The following is a 19,142-nucleotide window of genomic DNA, read 5'->3' on the forward strand; positions in this document are numbered from 1 at the left end:
GCCATCCGCTCAGCGAACACCGGCGACGAGGCGAGCAGCTCACGCCCCATACCGATCCACTGCGCCCCCTGCCCAGGAAACACAAAAACCGGGCCACGAGTGCGGGATGCCGTGCCGAGTACGGTCGTGGGGTCCGGTTCGCCGAGAACCGTTGCGGTCAGTGAGTCGATCAGCTGAGCGGTGTCCTCGACGAGGTGGACGGAGCGGGACTCGAAGGCCGAGCGCTGGGCCAGTCCTCGTGCCACGTTCGCCACCGGCTGTTCCGGGTGCGCACGCAGGTGGGCGAGGAGTGCGCCGGTCAGTTCCAGTAGCGCCCGATCGGTCCGTGCGGACAGCGGAACGGGCACCGGCGCCGTCTCGCCCGGGCTCTGCGGCTGTTCGGGCTCGGGCCCCTGTTCGAGGACGATGTGCGCGTTGGTTCCACTGACGCCGAACGAGGACACGGCGGAGCGACGCGGACGGTCGGCCGACGGCCACGGGATCTGCTCGGTGGCCAGCATGACCTGTCCCGCATGCCAGTCGACCTGGGTGGTCGGCGAGTCGGCGTGCAGTGTGCGGGGCACGACGCCGTGCCGCATCGCCATCACCATCTTGATCACACCGCCGACCCCCGCGGCGGCCTGCGAATGCCCGATGTTCGACTTCAACGACCCCAGCCACAACGGACGATCACGATCCTGGCCATAGGTCGCCAGCAACGCCTGCGCCTCGATCGGATCACCAAGACGCGTGCCCGTGCCATGCGCCTCCACCACATCGACCTCCGAGGCGGACAGACCGGCATTCGCCAGCGCGGCGCGGATCACCCGCTGCTGCGACGGCCCGTTCGGCGCGGTCAGCCCGTTCGACGCGCCATCGGAGTTCACCGCGCTACCGCGCAGTACGGCCAGCACCGGATGACCGTTGCGCCGCGCGTCGGAAAGTCGCTCCAGCACGAGCACGCCCGCACCCTCGGACCATCCGGTGCCATCAGCGGCGTCCGAGAACGCCTTGCACCGGCCATCCGCGGACAGCCCGCCCTGGCGAGAGAACTCAACGAAGATCTCCGGGGTGGCCATCACGGTCACGCCGCCGGCGAGCGCGAGTGAGCACTCCCCCGACCGCAGCGCCTGCGCCGCCAGATGCATCGCCACCAGCGAGGACGAACACGCCGTGTCGACGGTCAAGGTGGGGCCTTCCAGACCGAACGTGTAGGCGATCCGCCCCGACAGCACGCTGGAGGCACGGCCGGTCCCCATGTGCCCGGCGAGCTCGGCCGGTGTTTCGAACTGCGTGCCGTACTCCTGCGCGAACGCGCCGACGAAGACACCGGCCGCCGAACCGCGCAGCGACGACGGATCGATCCCGCCCCGCTCCAACGCCTCCCACGCCACCTCAAGCAGCAACCGCTGCTGCGGATCCATCGCCAGCGCCTCACGCGGCGAGATCCCGAAGAACCCCGGGTCGAAGTCGGCGGCGTTGTGCAGGAAGCCGCCGAACCGGGTGACGCTGGTGTCGACGCGGTCCGGATCGGTGTTCGCCAGCCTCGTCAGGTCCCAGCCGCGGTCGGCCGGGAACGGCGTCACCGCGTCCACACCGTCACGTACCAACGCCCACAACTCCTCCGGCGACCCCACACCCCCGGGGAACCGGCACCCCATCGCCACAATCGCAACCGGCTCGTCCACCCGCGCCACCGGCGGCACGACCGCAGGCGGCGCCGCCGGGCTGGGAGCATCCAGCAGCGAGCCCACATGGTCGGCGACGGCGTGAGGAGTCGGGTGGTCGAAGACGGTCGTCGCGGGCAGCCGCAGGCCGGTGGCGGCGTCGAGACGGTTGCGCAGTTCCACCGCGGTCAGCGAGTCGAAGCCCAGTGAGCGGAACTCCCGTGCCGGATCGATGCCGCTCGCGTCCCGGTGCCCGAGCACCGTCGCGGTGATCTCCACGACCAGGTCGAGCAGAACCCTGTCCCGCTCAACCCGCGACATGGCCGGAAGCCTGCCCGCCAGGGACGTCGTGGTGGCGCGCTTGGCGCGCCGGTGGGCAGTGTGCGGCAGCGGCGAATCCTGAGCGGACCCGTCGATGACGATGGGCACCAGTACGGCCTCGTCGCGGCCAAACGCCTCGTCGAACAGCTCGAGTCCCTCTGCGGCGGACAGCGGGACGACACCGATGCGGGCCAGCCGCGCGCGGTCGGCGTCCGACAGCGAGCCCGCCATCGAGCCCTCGACGTCCCACGGTCCCCACGCGAGAGAGCGCGCCGGCAGCCCTTCGGCCCTGCGCCGCTGGGCGAGGGCGTCCAGCGCCGTGTTGGCCGCGGCGTAGTTGGCCTGGCCCGGGTTGCCGAGGATGCCGGATCCAGAGGAGAACAGCACGAACTGGGCCAGGTCCATGTTCGCGGTGAGGTCGTGCAGGTGCTGGGCCGCGGTCGCCTTCGGTGCGAGCACGTCGTGCAGACGCTGCGGTGTCAGCGATTCGACCAGCCCGTCGTCGACGATGCCTGCGGCGTGCACCACGGCGGTGAGCGGGTGTACGGCCGGGACGCGCGCGAGTACGGCCTTGAGCGCTTCGCGGTCGGTGACGTCACACGCGACGACGTCGACCTCGGCGCCGGGCAGCTCCAGCGGGTGTCCGCCCCGGCTGAGCAGCAGCAGCCTGCGCACCCCGTGCTCGGCGACCAGGTGCCGGGCCAGCAGGCCGCCGAGCGCGCCGGTACCGCCGGTGATGAGCACGGTGCCGTCCGGGTCGAGCGGGGCGGGCACGGTCAGCACGACCTTGCCGATGTGTTTCGCCTGGCTGAGGTGGCGGAACGCGGCGGGTGCGCGCCGGATGTCCCAGGTGGTGATCGGAAGCGGCGTGAGCGCGCCGGACTCGAACAGTCCGACGAGCTCGGTGAGCATCACGGCTACGCGGTCGGGCCCGGTTTCGGTGAGGTCGAACGACTGGTAGCGGACGCCGGGATGGGTGCGGACGACCTCCTGCGGGTCGCGCAGGTCGGTCTTGCCCATCTCGATGAACCGGCCGCCATGCGGCAGTAGGCGCAGCGAGGCGTCAACGAACTCTCCGGCCAGCGCGTCCAGCACGACGTCGACACCGTGGCTGAACCGCTGCTCGAACTCCAAGGTGCGCGATGAGGCGATCCGATCGGCGGGTACGCCCAGCGCACGTACCGCGTCCCACTTGGCCGGGCTGGCGGTGGCGTACACCTGGGCGCCGATGTGGCCGGCCAGCTGCACCGCGGCCATGCCGACCCCACCGGCCGCGGCGTGGATCAGTATGGACTCCCCGCGGCGCAGGCCGGCCAGCCCGAGCAGCGCGTGGTGGGCGGTCAGAAAGGCGATCGGCACGGACGCGGCCTTCGCGAACGACCAGCCGCACGGGACGCGGGCCAGCATCCGCCGATCCGCCACCGCGCTGGGACCGAACGCGCCGGGCACGATGCCGAACACCCGGTCGCCGACGGCCAGGTCCGACACTTCGGGGCCGATCTCGGTGACCACCCCGGCCGCTTCGTTGCCCATCTCGGCGGCGCCAGGGTAGACGTCCAGCGCGATCAACACGTCACGGAAGTTCAGCCCGGCCGCGCGGACCGCGATCCGCACCTGGCCGGTCCCGAGGGGCTCGCGGTCGGCCGCCGTGAAGGTCAGACCATCCAGCGTCCCTCTCGGAGCCACGTCCAGACGCCAGCACTCGTGGCCGACGGGGAGCCGCAGCACGTCGTCGTCCGTCACGGGTACCAGCCGGGGCACGAGGACGTCGCCCCGCCGGACAGCGATCTGCGGTTCGGCGCAGGCCACCGCACGGGCGATCGCCGCGGTGGAGTCGGGGTTTCCGTCGTGGTCGAGCAGGACGAAGCGCCCGGGTTGCTCGGCCTGCGCCGTCCGCAGCAACCCCCAGATCGGCGCCGCGTCGACGTCGACGGCCAGGTCCGTGTCCCCGGTTGAAACGGCGTTGCGGGTGGTGACGACGAGGGTGCCGCTCGGCTGCTTCAGCCAGTTCTGCACGAGTTCCAGTGCCTCGTCCACGGACCGGGGTTCCACGATGGCGGGTTCGACCTCGGCACGGTCGGACTCCGCGGCCGGGGCCGCGGTCCACTCGACGCGGTACAACCGCTGGTCGTCGCGTCGGACGGCGCGCAGCGCCAGTGCGGACACCGAAGCGACCGGAACGCCGGTCGGGTCCGCGAGCTCGACCGCGATGCTCTGGCCATCCGTCGGTGACAAGCGCACACGGAGCATGTCGGTGCTCGGGGCGTGCATGGTGACGTCGGTCCAGGAGAAGGGCAGGTGTCCGGTGGTGGTGCCGCCGAGCAATCCGGCCGCGTGCAGAGCGGAGTCGAGCAGCGCCGGGTGCAGGCCGTACCGGGTAGTCGAGACGCCGTTGTCGAGGCTCACCTCGGCGAACACCTCGCCATCGCGCCGCCAGGCGCGTCGCAGTCCCTGGAAGGCGGGACCGTAGTCGAACTCGGCGGCGGCCAGCGTCGGGTAGAGATCGGCCACATCGACGGGTTCGGCGCCGGGCGGCGGCCACGCCGTGAGGTCGGCAACGGTACGGTGCTCGGCAGCCGGGGCGAGGGTGCCACTGGCGTGACGGATCCAGGGATGGTCGCCGCGGCGCGCGTGTACGGTAAAGGCGCGGTGGCCCGACTCGTCGGGCTGTTCGACCCAGAACTGCCACTGCACCGGGCTTTCGGCCGAGAGCGCGAGGCGCGCCTCGACGATCAACTCCGCAACGCGGGGACAGCCGGTGCGTGCGCCCGCGTACAGGGCCGCGTCGAGGAAAGCGGTGGCGGGGACGAGGATCTCACCGGCCACAACGTGATCGGCCAGCCATCCCGGCGCCGTATCGGACAGCGTGCCACGCAACAGGGTGCCGTCGGCGCCGGGCAGGTCGGACACCTCGGGGAGCAGCGGATGACCGTCGCGGTCCCGCTGGCGGGAGGGGGTCAGCCAGTGGCGTTCGCGTTGGAAGGCGTATGTCGGGACGTCGACGACGTTCCCCTGCCCCAGCACCTGGCGCCAGTCAACGTCCACACCGCGGACGAAGAGCTCGCCCACCGCGGCGAGCAGTGACTCCGCCTGGGGGCGATCGGCCCGCTGCGCCGGGATGGCTCCGGTCAGTCCCGACAGCACCCCGTCGGGCCCTATCTCACACAGTACCGAGGCGTCCGATGCCTCGACGCCGTCGGCAAACCGCACCGCGGCCCGCACGTGCTCCACCCAGTAGCCGGGTGTGCAGATCTGTTCCGGATCGGCGATCCCACCCGTCACGTTCGACACCAAAGTCAGGTGCGGCGGATGAAACTCCACCCGCCGCATGACCCGGTGGAACTCCTCCAGCATGGGTTCCACCAACGGTGAGTGGAAAGCGTGCCCCACCGCCAGGCGGCGCCACCGCTCGAACCGGCGAGCGACCGCCAGCACGTCCTGCTCCGCGCCGGAGATCACCACCGATTCCGGGCCGTTGACCGCGGCGATCGACACCCGCCCCGCCAGCACCGCCCGTACCTGCTCCTCCGGCACCGGCAACGCCACCATGATCCCCGGCTCCAGCCCCTGCATCAGCCGCGCCCGCTCCGACACCACCAGACACGCGTCCTCCAGCGAGAACACCCCCGCCACATAGGCGGCGGTGATCTCCCCCAGCGAATGCCCCATGACCGTGTCCGGCCGCACCCCCCACGACTCCAGCAGCCGGAACAACGCCACCTCGAACGCGAACAACGCCGGCTGCGCCACCTCCGTCCGCGACACGTCCCCCTCAAGGCACGGCCGTCCCGTGACCCGGCCAAACGTCTCGGTGACAACGCCGAACGCCTCCGCGAACACCGGGAACACCTTGGCCAGCTCACGCCCCATGTCCGCCCGCTGCGACCCCTGACCCGCGAACAACACCGCCAGACGGCCGCCGATGGCCTTGCCTGTCACCACACCGGCCGCCGCGTGCCCGCCGAGCACAGCGTCAAGTCCGGCAACCAGTTCGCCGCGGTCCGCGGCGACGATCACCGCGCGGTGTTCCAGCGCGGCACGGGCGGTCGCCAGCGACCATGCCACATCCCGCAGGCCGACCTTGTCGGTGGCGAAGTCCCGCAGCTTCCCGGCCTGAGCTGTCAATGCCTCCGCTGTACGCCCGGACAGCACCACCGGCACCGGGCCAGGCTCCGGCACCGGCCCGACCGCCGCCTCCTCAACCGACTCCAGCACGACGTGCGCGTTGGTCCCGCTCACCCCGAACGCCGACACACCGGCACGACGCGGACGCCCCGGATCCGGCCACTCCACCGGCGACGTCAGCAAACTGATCGCCCCCGACGACCAGTCCACGTGCGGCGTCGGTTCGGCGGCGTGCAGAGTCCGCGGCAGTTTTCCCTGCCGCATGGCCATGATCATCTTGATCATGCCGCCGATACCCGCCGCAGCCTGTGCGTGCCCGATGTTGGACTTCAGCGAGCCGAGCCACAGGGGACGGTCACGGTCCTGGCCGTAGGTCGCCAGCAGTGCCTCCGCCTCGATCGGGTCGCCCAGCGCGGTTCCCGTGCCGTGCGCCTCCACCACGTCGACGTCGGAAGCGGACAGCCTGGCCGAGTCCAACGCCGCCCGGATCACTCGCTGCTGTGCCCGGCCGTTCGGCGCGGTCAGCCCGTTGGACCGGCCGTCGGAGTTCACCGCGGACCCGCGGACCACGGCCAGCACCCGGTGCCCCAGCCGCCGCGCCTCCGACAGCCGCTCGACGAGCAGGACGCCGACCCCCTCGGCCCAGATCGTGCCGTCGGCGTCCGCGGAGAACGGCTTGCAGCGGCCGTTCGCCGCCAGCCCGCGCTGCCGGGAGAACTCGATGAACGGCAGCGGTGAGGACATCACCGACACACCCGCGACCAATGCCGCGGTGCATTCCGCCGACCGCAGCGACCGTCCGGCCATGTGCAGCGCGACCAGCGACGACGAGCACGCCGTGTCCACGGTGATCGCCGGGCCCTCCACGCCGAGGACGTACGCCAGCCGCCCGGACGCCACGCTGCTGCCGATGCCGGTCAGAACGTAGCCGTCGACCTCCTCCGGAGCCTGTCCCGGATCGCCGCCGTACTCCTGGTGCGCGGCGCCGACGAACACACCGACCCGGCTGCCGCGCACGGACCTCGGGTCGATCCCGGCGCGCTCGAACACCTCCCACGAGGTCTCCAGCAGCAGCCGCTGCTGCGGGTCCATCGCCAGCGCCTCACGCGGCGAGATCCCGAAAAAGGCCGCGTCGAACTCGGCGGCGTCGTGCAGGAAACCGCCCTCCCGGACATAGGTCGTGCCGGGGCCGCCGTTCGGATCGTAGATCCGCTCGGTCGCCCACCCCCGGTCGGCCGGGAACGGGGAGATCGCGTCCCGGCCCTGCTCGACCAGTTCCCACAGCTGTTCGGGCGATGCCACGCCGCCTGGGTACCGGCAGCTCATGCCGATGACGGCGAGCGGTTCGGTCTGGGCGGCGGTGATCTCGGCGATCTCCCGGCGCAGCCGCTCGGTTTCCTTCATGGCGGCGCGCAGGGCCGCAGCGACTCGGTCCTCAGCCATGGTCGTTGCTCCATCACAGGGAATCGGGTGGCCTGCTCACAGGGACTTGCTCATGAGAGCTTGCGCACAGGGGGGTTACTCACCGGGGCTTGCCGTCGAGCGCGGCCCGCACCAGGTCCTCGAGGTCCATCGTGTCGATGTTGTCGTCCTGCGGCGCGGCGCCCTGGGCGTCCCCGGCCGCGAGGCCGAGCAGCCGGTCGAGCAGTCCCGCTTCCCGCAGCCGGGAGATCGGCAGGCCGGCCAGCAGCGCGCGGATCTCCGCGTCTTCGGCCGCCTCTTGCGTGGTCTGCGTGTCGTTCCCACCGAGCAGTTCGGTCAGGTGACCGGCCAGCGCGAGCACCGACGGCCATTCGAACGCCACGGTCACCGGCAGCGGCACCCCGATACGAGAGCTGAGTGCATTGCGCAGGTCAACCGCGGCCAGCGAGTCCATGCCCAGCTCGGAGAACGGCGTCTCCACGTCGATCGCCTGCTCACTGCCGTGCCCGAGCGTGTTCGCGACCTGGCTGCGCACCAGCGAGCGCAGCCGTACCGTCCGGTCGGCCCCGCTGAGCGCGCACAGCTCGCCACGTTCACCCCGCACGCTGTCGTCCTCGCCGGTCCGCGCGGGTACGGGCGCGAACGCGGCGAGCAACGGAGAGGGCCGGGCGGACGTGAACGCCTGTAGGAAGCGATCCCAGTCCACGTCGGCGACGGTCACCTCCGAGCCGGCCCCTTCGACGGCCTCGCGCATCGCGTGCAGCGCGATGTCCGGCCGTAGCCCGCGCAGGCCGCGACGGCGCAGGTAGTCGGCCAGGTCGTCGTCCTCGCCCATGCCCCGGCCCGCCCACGGTCCCCACGCGATGGACACCGCGTGCACACCCGCCGCGCGGCGCAGCGTGGCAAGGCCGTCGAGGAAGGCGTTCGCGGCCGCGTAGGCCGACTGGCCACCACTGCCCCAGACCCCCGCGATGGAGGAGAACAGCACGAACGCGTCGATCGAGTCGTCGTCGAACAGCTGGTCCAGGAACACTGCGCCGATCACCTTGGCCGCGGTGACCCGGGCGAACTCGGCCAGGTCGAGGTCGGCGATCGGCGTCTGCTGCGCGAGCCCGGCGGCGTGCACGACGGTACGGAAGTCCGCGCCCTGTTCACGCGCTTGGCGGATCACCGTCTCCAGCGCGGCGTAATCGGTCACGTCGCAGGCGACGGCCTCGGCTTCGGCGCCCAGTTCCGTCAGCTCTGCCAGGAGTTCGTCGACGCCGGGGGCTTGCGGTCCGGAGCGGCTGACCAGCAGCAGGCGTTCGGCACCGTTGCGGGCGAGCCAGCGTGCGACCTGCGCGCCCAGCCCCCCGGTGCCACCGGTGATCAACGCGGTGCCACGCGGACGCCAGGCTCCCTTGGCGGCACCGCTCCTGACGGCACGGGCGATCCGCCGCCCGTACACGCCGTCGGCGCGGATGGCCACCTGGTCCTCGCCGCCGCCGAGCACGGCGATGAACCGCTGGGCCGCACGGTCGTCGAACGTCGCGGGCAGATCGACCACGCCACCCCAGCGGAACGGGTGTTCCAGGGCCGCCACCCGGCCGAGTGCCCAGACACCGCACTGTTCGACGGCGTCGAGGGGTTCGTCACCGACCCTGACGGCGCCACGCGTGCCGAACCACAGTGGCGCCTCAACCTCGGCGTCGCCGAGCGCCTGGATGAGCAGGTGCGTGAGCGCTCCGCCCACGGCCAGGCCGGGGTGCGCCGGGTGCAGGACGGTGTCGAGCGCCAGCAGGGAGAAGACGCCTGAGGGCGCGGGAATCCCACGGAGACGCTGCGCGATCGACGCACGGTCGTCGTCCGCGCCGACGAACAGTTCGACGGTGCCGGTGCCCAACCGCGTCGCACAGGCACGGATCAGGTCGTGCTGCTCGAATCCGATCGGTGCGATCAGCAACCATGGTCCGCCGGTCTCGGTGGGGGGTTGGTCGTCCAGCCGCTCCCAGGCGAGGTGGTACAGCAGGTTGTCCGTGGATTCCGTCGTCCTGCGCCCGGATTCGAGCCAGTAGCGTTCGCGTTGGAAGGCGTACGTCGGGACGTCGACGACGTTCCCCTCCTCCAGCACCTGGCGCCAGTCAACACGGACGCCGCGAGCGAAGAGTTCACCCATCGCGGCGAGCAGTGACTCCACCTGGGGACGATCGGCCCGCTGGGTGGGGATCGCCCCCGTCAGCCCCGATAGCACGCCGTCGGGCCCGATCTCGCACAGTACCGCGGCGCCTGCCGCCTTGACGCCGTCGGCGAACCGCACCGCGGCCCGTACGTGCTCCACCCAGTAGTCGGCCGTGCAGACCCGTTGCGGATCGGCGATCTCGCCGGTCACGTTGGAGATCAGGGTGAGGTGTGGCGGGTGGAACTCCACCCGCTGCATCACCCGGTGGAATTCGTTCAGCATGGGTTCCACCAGTGGTGAATGGAAGGCGTGTCCCACGGGGAGACGACGCCCTCGCCCGAAGTGGCGGGCGACGGTGAGGACGTCGCCTTCGGCGCCGGAGATCACCACCGATTCCGGGCCGTTGACCGCGGCGATCGACACCCGGCCGGCCAGCACGGGGAGTACGTGTTCCTCCGGTACCGGCAGGGCCATCATCGCGCCCGGTTCCAGTGCCTGCATCAGCCGCGCCCGCTCCGACACGACCAGGCAGGCGTCCTCAAGAGAGAACACCCCCGCCACGTGGGCGGCGGCGATCTCACCCAGCGAGTGCCCCATCACCACGTCCGGCCGCACGCCCCACGATTCCAGCAGCCGGTACAGGGCCACCTCGAAGGCGAACAACGCGGGCTGGGCGAACTCCGTCCGCGACACGTCCCCCTCGACACACGACCGCCCCGCGACCGTGCCGAACGTCTCGGTGACGGCGTCGAGCGTCTTGGCGAACACCGGGAACGCCGCCGCCAGCTCACGCCCCATGTCCGCGCGCTGCGAGCCCTGACCCGCGAACAACACCGCCAGGCGGCCACCGGTGGCCTTGACACCGTGCGCGTTGTCCAGTCCGGCCAGCAGGTCCTGCCGTGTCGCGGCCACGAAGGCGGCTCGGTACTCGAAAGCGGTTCTGGCCGTCGCCAGAGACCAGGCGAGGTCCCGCACGTCCACACCGGACGCGGCGAAGTCCCGGAGGCCCCGGATCTGGGCCGCCAGGGCCCGCGGGGTGCGCGCGGACAGCAGCACGGGCACCGGCGCGTCGCGGGACGGCGTGGCGGGATCCGGCGCAACAGACTCCAGCACGACATGCGCGTTGGTCCCGCTCACCCCGAACGCCGACACACCGACACGACGCGGACGCCCCGGATCCGGCCACTCCACCGGCGACGTCAGCAAACTGATCGCCCCCGACGACCAGTCCACGTGCGAGGACGGGCTCTCCGCATGCAGCGTGCGAGGCAGCACGCCGTGCCGGAGCGCCATCACGGACTTGATCACACCGGCGACACCGGCCGCCGCCTGGGTGTGCCCGATGTTCGACTTCAGCGACCCGAGCCACAGCGGACGGTCACGGTCCCGGCCGTAGGTGGCCAACAGCGCGTCCGCCTCGATCGGGTCGCCCAGCGCGGTTCCCGTGCCGTGCGCCTCCACCATGTCGACGTCCGAGGCGGCCAGACCGGCGTTCGCGAGCGCGGCCCGGATCACCCGCTGCTGAGCCAGGCCGTTCGGCGCGCTCAGACCGTTGGACGCGCCGTCGGAGTTCACCGCCGATCCACGCACCACCGCCAGCACCCGATGTCCCAGCCGCCGCGCGTCCGACAGCCGTTCCAGCACGAGCATCCCCACACCCTCGGACCAGCTGGTGCCGTCCGCGTCGGCGGAGAACGCCTTGCACCGGCCGTCCGCCGCGAGCCCACGCTGCCGCGCGAACTCCACGAACACACCGGGGTTGGCCATCACGGTGGCACCGCCCGCGAGCGCGAGCGAGCACTCTCCGAGCGACAGAGACTGCGCCGCCAGGTGCAGTGCCACCAGCGAGGATGAGCACGCCGTGTCCACGGTGATCGCCGGCCCCTCCAGGCCGAGCACATAGGCGATGCGGCCGGACGCGACCGCGTTGATGGTGCCGGTGAGCAGGTGCCCCTCCTGGTCAGGTGAGGACTCGTGCAGCCGCGGGCCGTAGTCCTGGGCCACGGCGCCGACGAAGACGCCGACCCCGTCGCCACGCAGTGTCGTGGCGTCGATCCCGGCCCGTTCCAGCGCCTCCCACGAGGTCTCCAGCAGCAGCCGCTGCTGGGGATCCATCGCCAGCGCCTCACGCGGCGAGATCCCGAAGAAACCCGCGTCGAACTTGGCGGCGTCGTGCAGGAAACCGCCGTATCGCACCGACTCCGGGAGCCGGTCGAGGTCCCAGGCGCGGTCGGTGGGCAGGCCCGTGATCGCGTCCGCACCTCGTTCGAGGAGATCCCACAGCTGCTCCGGCGAGCTGACTCCGCCGGGGAACCGGCAGGCCATGCCGACGATGGCGATCGGCTCGCCGGACACCACCGCCGGTGGCGCGCTCACAACGGCCGGCTCGGCTCCGCCGAGGTAACGGGCGAGGTCGTGCACCGTCGGGTGGCTGAAGATCGCCGTGACCGGTACGGTGATCCCGGTGGCCGCGGTGAGCCGGTTGCGTAGTTCCAGCGCGGTCAGGGAGTCCAAACCGAGTTCCTTGAACGCCTTGCCCGGGTCCACGTCGCCGGCGTCCGCCACACGGAGCACATCGGCGATCTGGGCGCGGACGACCTCCACGAGGTCCTGCGGGGCGGCCGGTCGTTCGGCACGCGGCCGTCGCGCGGCTGTCACGTCACGCCGGGCACGGGAGTCGCCGCCGGTCAGCCAGTAGTGCGAACGCTGGAACCCGTAGGTGGGCAGATCGACGCGCGTACCGCCGGAGCCGAGTACGGCGGTGGTGTCCAAGGCGAAGCCGTTGGTGTGCAGCCATGACAGGGCGGCGAGGAAGTTCCGCAGGTCGCCCTCGTCGCGGCGGAGCGTGCCGTTGGCGAGCACGTCCACGTCGGCCTTCTCGGCGATGGCCTCGATCATCGGCGTGAGCACCGGATGCGGCGAGATCTCGACGAACACCCGGTAGCCCTCGCTGACCAGCAGGCCGGTCACGTCGGCGAAGCGCACGGTGTGGCGCAGGTTGCCGTACCAGTACTCCGGGTCCAGTCCCGCCGTGTCGACGGCCTCGACGGCGACGCTGGAGTAGAACGGCAGGCCGCATGAGCGGGGCCGCAGGCCCTCCAATCGCGCCAGCAGCGGTTCCCGCAGCACCTCGACGGCGGGCGAGTGCGACGCGAACGCCGCGGGGATCCGGCGCGCCTTCACACCCTCGGCCGACAGCTCATCGATCAGCTCGTCCAGCGCCGGACCCTCACCGGAGACCGCGACCGAGGTGGGGCCGTTGATCACTGAAAGCCACATCCGGCCGTCCCAGCGGGCCAGCCGGGGGCGCAGGTCGTCGGCGGACATCGCGATGATCGCCATGCCGGTGTCGTCCAGGCTCTCGACGGCGATTCTGCTGCGCACGACGATCACGCGCGCCGCGTCCTCGAGTGAGAGCGCGCCAGCCACGCAGGCGGCGGCGATCTCCCCCTGGGAGTGGCCGACGACGGCCTCGGGCTCGACGCCGTAGGACCGCCACAGCTCGGCCAGCGACACCGCGATGGAGAACAGCACCGGCTGCAGGACCTCGGTTTCGGCGATGGACGGCGCGCCGGGCTCGGCGCGCACCACGGAGAACAGGTCCCAGCCGACGAGGGGCCGCAGCGCCTGCGCACACTCGGCCATCCGCGCGCCGAACACCGGGGCCGTGTCGAGCAGGTCGACGGCCATCCCCGGCCACTGGCCGCCCTGCCCGGAGAACACGAACACCACACCGGAGCGGGGCCGAGCCAGTCCGGTCACCGCGTTCTGCGGAGTACGGCCCCGCGCGAGGCCGTCCAGCCCGTCGAGCAGTTCGTCCCGGTCGGTGGCGATGACGGCAGCGCGCTGGTCCAGGTGGACACGCGTGGTCGCCAACGATCGGGCGAGGTCGGGCAGCGGGATCGTGTCGTCGGCGTCGAGGTACTCGCGCAGCCGCGCGGCCTGGGCCCGCAGTGCGGCGGGTGTGTGGCCGGACAGCAGGAACGGACGCGGTCCCGGCTCCTCTGCGTCTGTGGGCACCTCGTCCGGAGCGGGCGGCGTTTCCTCGATGATCACATGGGCGTTGGTGCCGCTGATACCGAATGAGGAGATGCCCGCCCGGCGGGGCCGCAGGCCCGCGGGCCACTCGGTGGTCTCGGTGAGCAGTCGGACCGAGCCCCGGCTCCAGTCCACCGCGGGTGTCGGTGCGTCGACATGCAGGGTGCGCGGCAGCTGCCCGGCCCGCAACGCGCACACCATCTTGATCACACCGGCGACACCGGCCGCCGCCTGGGTGTGCCCGATGTTGGACTTCAGCGACCCGATCAGCAGCGGACGCTCCCGGTCGCCGCCGTAGGCGTCCAGCAGCGCCGACGCCTCGATCGGGTCGCCGAGCGCGGTTCCGGTGCCGTGCGCCTCGACGGCGTCCACATCGGACGGCAGGAGTCCGGCGTCGGCCAGCGCATGGCGGACGAGGTCGCGCTGGGCGGTGCCGCTGGGGGCGGTCAGACCGTTGGACGCGCCGTCGGAGTTGATCGCCGAGCCACGGACGAGGGCCAGCACGGGGTGCCCGCGGCGGCGGGCGTCGGACAGCCGCTCGACCAGCAGCATGGCCACGCCCTCGGCCATGCCCGTCCCGTCGGCCGCGGCGGCGAACGCCTTGCACCGGCCGTCGGCGGCCAGGCCGCGCTGCCGGGAGAACTCGATGAAGATCTCGGGCGTCGACATCACCGTCACCCCGCCGGCCAGGGCCATCGAGCACTCGCCCGACCGCAGCGCGCGGACCGCGAGGTGCAGGGCCACCAGCGAGGACGAACATGCGGTGTCCATCGCGATCGTCGGTCCCTCCAGGCCGAAGGCGTAGGCGATCCGGCCGGCGTTCACGCTCGCGGAGTTACCGGTGAGCAGGAAGCCCTCGACACCGCCGGCCTCCTCGTTCCAGCGGGGGCCGTAGCGCTGGTCCATGACGCCGACGAACACCCCCGTCCTGGTGCCGCGCAGCGAACCGGCGTCGATCCCGGCGCGCTCGAACGCCTCCCACGACGCCTCCAGCAGCAGCCGCTGCTGCGGGTCCATCGCCAGCGCCTCACGCGGCGAGATGCCGAACAGCGCAGCGTCGAACTCGCCCGCGTCGTAGAGGAAGCCGCCCTTGTCCGTGCTGGACCGACCGCTGCGCTCGGGGTCGGGGTCGTACAGCTCCGCGGCGTTCCAGCCGCGGTCGTCGGGGAAGTCGCCGATGGCGTCACGGCTCTCGGCGAGCAATCGCCAGAGTTCCTCGGGCGAGCGGACGTCGCCGGGCAGGCGGCAGCTCATCGCGACAATGGCGATCGGATCGTCCTGGGGGGTTGTGCCGCGTGCCTCATCGGCCGCGCCGGGGCGTCCGTCCGCGATGCCCGCGAGGTAGTCGGCCAGCCGTTCGCTGGTCGGGTGGTCGTAGAGCAGTGTGGCGGGCACGGGAACACCGGTGGCGGCGGTGAGACGGGCGCCGATCTCCGTGGCGACGGCCGAGTCCACGCCAAGCTCGCGGAAGGTGCGATGCGCGGGCACGGCGTCCGGCCCGTCATGGCCCAGCGCGGCGGCGACGGTCGAGGTGACCAGGCGTTTGGTGATCCGCTGACGTCCCCTGTCGGCGATGCCCGTGACCTGGGCCGCGACGTCGGCGGCTGGGTGGTCGACGGGCTCGGTGAGGTCACCGTGGAGCCAGTAGGGCCGGCGCTGGAAGGCGTACCCCGGCAACGGGATCGTTGTGGCACCGCTGCCTGGCCAGACCGCCTGCCAGTCGATCTCGACGCCGTGCACGTGGGCCGCGCCGAGCGCGGCGTGCCACCGGCCCAGGCCGCCCTCGTCACGGCGCAGGGTCGGCAGCACCATGGCGTCGTAACCGGCGGCCTGCGCGGTCTGCTGTATCGGGACGGTCATCACCGGGTGCGGGCTGACCTCGATGAAGGTGTCGATCCCGTCGGCCAGCGCCGCCGCCGTCGCCTGCTGGAACCGTACGGGCGCACGCAGGTTGCGGTACCAGTACGCGCTGTCCAGCACGTCGGTTTCGGATCGGCCGCCGGTCACGCCCGCGTAGAACGGCACCCGCCCAGAAACGGGAGTGAGCGTTCCGAGCCTGGCCAGCAGCGGTTCACGGAGCGGCTCCACCATCGGCGAGTGGGAGGCGAAGGCCGCCGGGACGCACTGGGCCCGTACGCCCTGGGCCGTCAGCTCCTCGACCAGTTCGCCGACGGCCGCCGCCTGCCCGGACACGACCACCGACCCCGGCCCGTTGATCGCCGACAGCCACAGGCGCCCCGGCCGGCGTTCCAGTCGGGGACGCAACTCGTCGGCGGACATCACGACCGAGGCCAGAGCGCCCTGACCGGCGAGCAGTTCGGTGGCCAGGGCGCTGCGCACCGACACCACGCGTGCCGCCTCCTCCAGCGACAGTGCGCCCGCGACACAGGCGGCGGCGATCTCGCCCTGGGAGTGGCCGATCACCGCGGCGGGCCGGACGCCGTGGGCCTGCCACAGCTCGGCCAGCGCCACGGCCACCGCGAACAGCACGGGCTGTACGACGTCGGTGGATTCGATGCCGGGTGCGCCGGGTGCGCCGCGCAGCACCGAGATGACGTCCCAGCCCGTGTAGACGGCCAGCGCGTCGGCGCAGCGGCGCATGGCGGCGCGGAAGGTCTCGTCGGAGTCGAGCAAGTCGACGGCCATGCCCGGCCACTGCCCGCCCTGGCCGGGGAACACGAACGCGACCCGCCGCGGCGCTCCGGCGATCCCGGTGCGTACCGCGGCCGACTGTTCCCCCGCCGCCAGCGCGTCGAGCCCGGCGAGCATGCCGTCGACGTCGTTCGCGGTGACGACGGCACGGTGGTCGAAGGCGGTCCTGGTCGTGGCCAGTGAGAATCCGACATCGCCCAGCCTGGGCCTGTCAGCGTCGCGGACGTGCTCGGCGAGCCGCGACGCCTGCGCGGCGAGCGCCTGCCCGTCCCGTCCGGACAGGATCCACGGACCGGGGGCGTCGGCGGTTTCGGGTACCGTGGGCTGCCGGTACTCGGAAACCACGACGTGGCAATTCGTCCCCCCCATGCCGAACGCGCTGACGCCGGCCACCCGGGGCTTACCGTCGGGCCAGGGCTCGGCGTCGTGCAGTACACGCAGGTTCAGCTCGTCGAGCGGGATCGCCGGGTTCGGCGAGCGGAAGTTCCGGCTCCTGGGCAGCAGGCCGCGGCCGACACTCAGCACCGTCTTGATCAGGCCGGCGATTCCGGCCGCGCCCTCGAGGTGACCGATGTTGGTCTTGACCGAGCCAACCGGCACCGTGGTGGTGGCACCGGTCCTGGCAGCGCCGAGAGCCGCGGCTTCGGCCGGATCGCCCACCGCGGTGCCGGTGCCGTGCAGTTCGACGTAGCCGAGCTGGTCCGTGCCGACACCGGCCGACCGCCAGGCCGACCGCACAACCTCCTGCTGCGCCATGGGGTCGGGCGCGGTGAGGTGCTCACCGCCGCCGTCGTTGTTGACGGCGCTGCCGAGGATCACCGCGCGGACCGGGTCGTTGTCGGCGAGCGCCCGCGCCAGCGGCTTGAGCACGACGATCCCGCCGCCCTCGCCGCGCACGAACCCGTTCGCCCGGGCGTCGAACGTGAAGCACCGCCCGTCCGGGGACAGGCCGCCGAAGGCCTGGGCCCGCGCCGCCACGTCCACGGCGAGGTTCAGGTGCACACCGCCCACCAGTGCCAGCTCGGACTCACCGGTGCGCAGGCTCTCACACGCCATGTGCACCGCCACCAGGGACGAGGACTGCCCGGAGTCGACGGTCAGGCTCGGTCCACGGAGGCCGAGCGCGTAGGAGACACGGTTCGCGATCATGCCGCGCTGCACACCGGCCATGGAGTGGCTGGTGACCGAGGCGAAGCCGCGCGTGGCGAGCAGAGTCGCGTAGTCGTCGGCGATGGCGCCGACGAACACCGCGGCACGGCGCCCTCGCAGCGTCGCGGGCACCATCCGCGCGTCCTCCAGCGCCTCCCAGGCGAGCTCCAGCGCGAGGCGCTGCTGGGGATCCATTGCGGCGGCGGCCCTTGGCGCGATGCCGAAGAAGCCCGCGTCGAACCCGGTCACGTCGTCGAGGAAACCGCCGCGCCGTGCCCCGGCGGGCGCCTCGGCCGTACTGGTGCGGAACCGTGCGCCGAGGCGCTCGGCCGGGATGTCGCCGACCGCGCCACGCCCCTCGGCGAGCAGTCGCCAGAACTTTTCCGGAGTGGCCGCCCCAGGCAGCCGACAGGACAGGCCGATGACCGCGATCGGCTGATTCATCTCGTTGGACAATGAGATCGCCCCCCGCTCGAACGGATCACCAGGTGACATGCAGGCGGCGCACGCCGTAGACGAACATGTCGTCCTGGAACCGCACGTGATCGATGTCTTCGGCGAGCGCGAGTCCGGGCAGCCTGCGCACCAGCGTGCCCATCGCCACCTGGAGCTCTAGCCTGGCCAGCCCCTGCCCGATGCAGTGGTGCACGCCGTGTCCCAGCGCCAAGTGGCCCCGGGCATCACGGCGGACGTCGAACCGGTCAGGGTCGGGGAACACCGACTCGTCGCGGTTCGCCGAGGGCAGCAGCACGATCAGCCCCTCGCCCGTGCGTACCAGGGTGCCGCCCACCTCAACGTCGGCGGTGGCCGCGCGGCCGATACCCCACTGAGTGATCGTGTGGAAGCGCATCATCTCCTCGACGGCGCCCTCCACCAGTGTGGGATCGGCCGCGAGTGCGGCGAGTTGCCCGGCGTCCCGCAGCAGCGACAACGCGCTCAGGCCGATCACGTTGGCCGTGGTGTCCAGCCCACCGGCCAGCAGCAGCAGCGCGAACGCGACGAGTTCCTCCTGGCTGAGTTCACCGGTGCGCACCCGTTCGACAACCAGCCTGCCGACCAGGTCCTCGGTCGGCTCGGCAGCCTTCGCGGTGACCAGCGCCTCCATGTAGCCGAACAGCGCCTGGTTGGCCTCCTCGTGCGCCGATACCGGAACGTCCCGCCGGTGCAGCGTCTCCGTCCAGCCCAGGAACAGTTTCTGGTCGGCGGCAGGCACCCCGAGCAGTTCGCAGATCACCAGCGCGGTGACCGGGCGGGCGAAGCCTGCGACGAGGTCGGCCGGGGCGGGCCCGTCCGACAGAACGTCCAGCGTGGTGTCCACGATCTCCTGCACACGCGGGCGCAGCGCCTGCATACGGCGGGTGGTGAACTCTCGCACGAGCATGGCGCGTAACCGGGTGTGTTCGGGCGGGTCGAGGGCGATGAACGCGCCGGGCAGGATCAGCGGCGGCACGAAGATCTTCGGATAGCCCGGCGCGGTCATGTCAGAGCTGAATCGGACGTCACCTAGCACAGCACGCGCGTCCTCGTGCCGGGTGACCAGCCACGCCTCGTCCCCTACCGCCGGTCGCACCTTGACCAGGCCCTGCCGGGCGCGCCACTGGCCGTACTCCGGCGCCAGGTCCATGGGGCAG

3 protein-coding genes are annotated in these 19,142 nt (G+C 72.0%); all 3 read right to left on the minus strand.

Annotated elements, in window-relative coordinates:
- Positions 1-7,535 (minus strand): SDR family NAD(P)-dependent oxidoreductase (locus AB0395_RS18225; protein WP_366281921.1); only part of this gene is annotated, 7,535 nt, incomplete at its 3' end.
- Positions 7,536-7,614: 79 nt separating this feature from the next.
- On the minus strand, positions 7,615-17,955 hold the full coding sequence (locus AB0395_RS18230) for a type I polyketide synthase (RefSeq protein WP_366281922.1): 10,341 nt from the start codon (positions 17,953-17,955) through the stop codon (positions 7,615-7,617).
- A gap of 37 nt (positions 17,956-17,992) precedes the next feature.
- Positions 17,993-19,135, minus strand: a complete 1,143-nt coding sequence (locus AB0395_RS18235; RefSeq protein WP_366281924.1) for a cytochrome P450 — start codon at positions 19,133-19,135, stop codon at positions 17,993-17,995.
- Positions 19,136-19,142 lie beyond the last annotated feature (7 nt).

The sequence above is a fragment of the Streptosporangium sp. NPDC051023 genome (assembly GCF_040689595.1).
Classification (GTDB): domain Bacteria; phylum Actinomycetota; class Actinomycetes; order Streptosporangiales; family Streptosporangiaceae; genus Streptosporangium.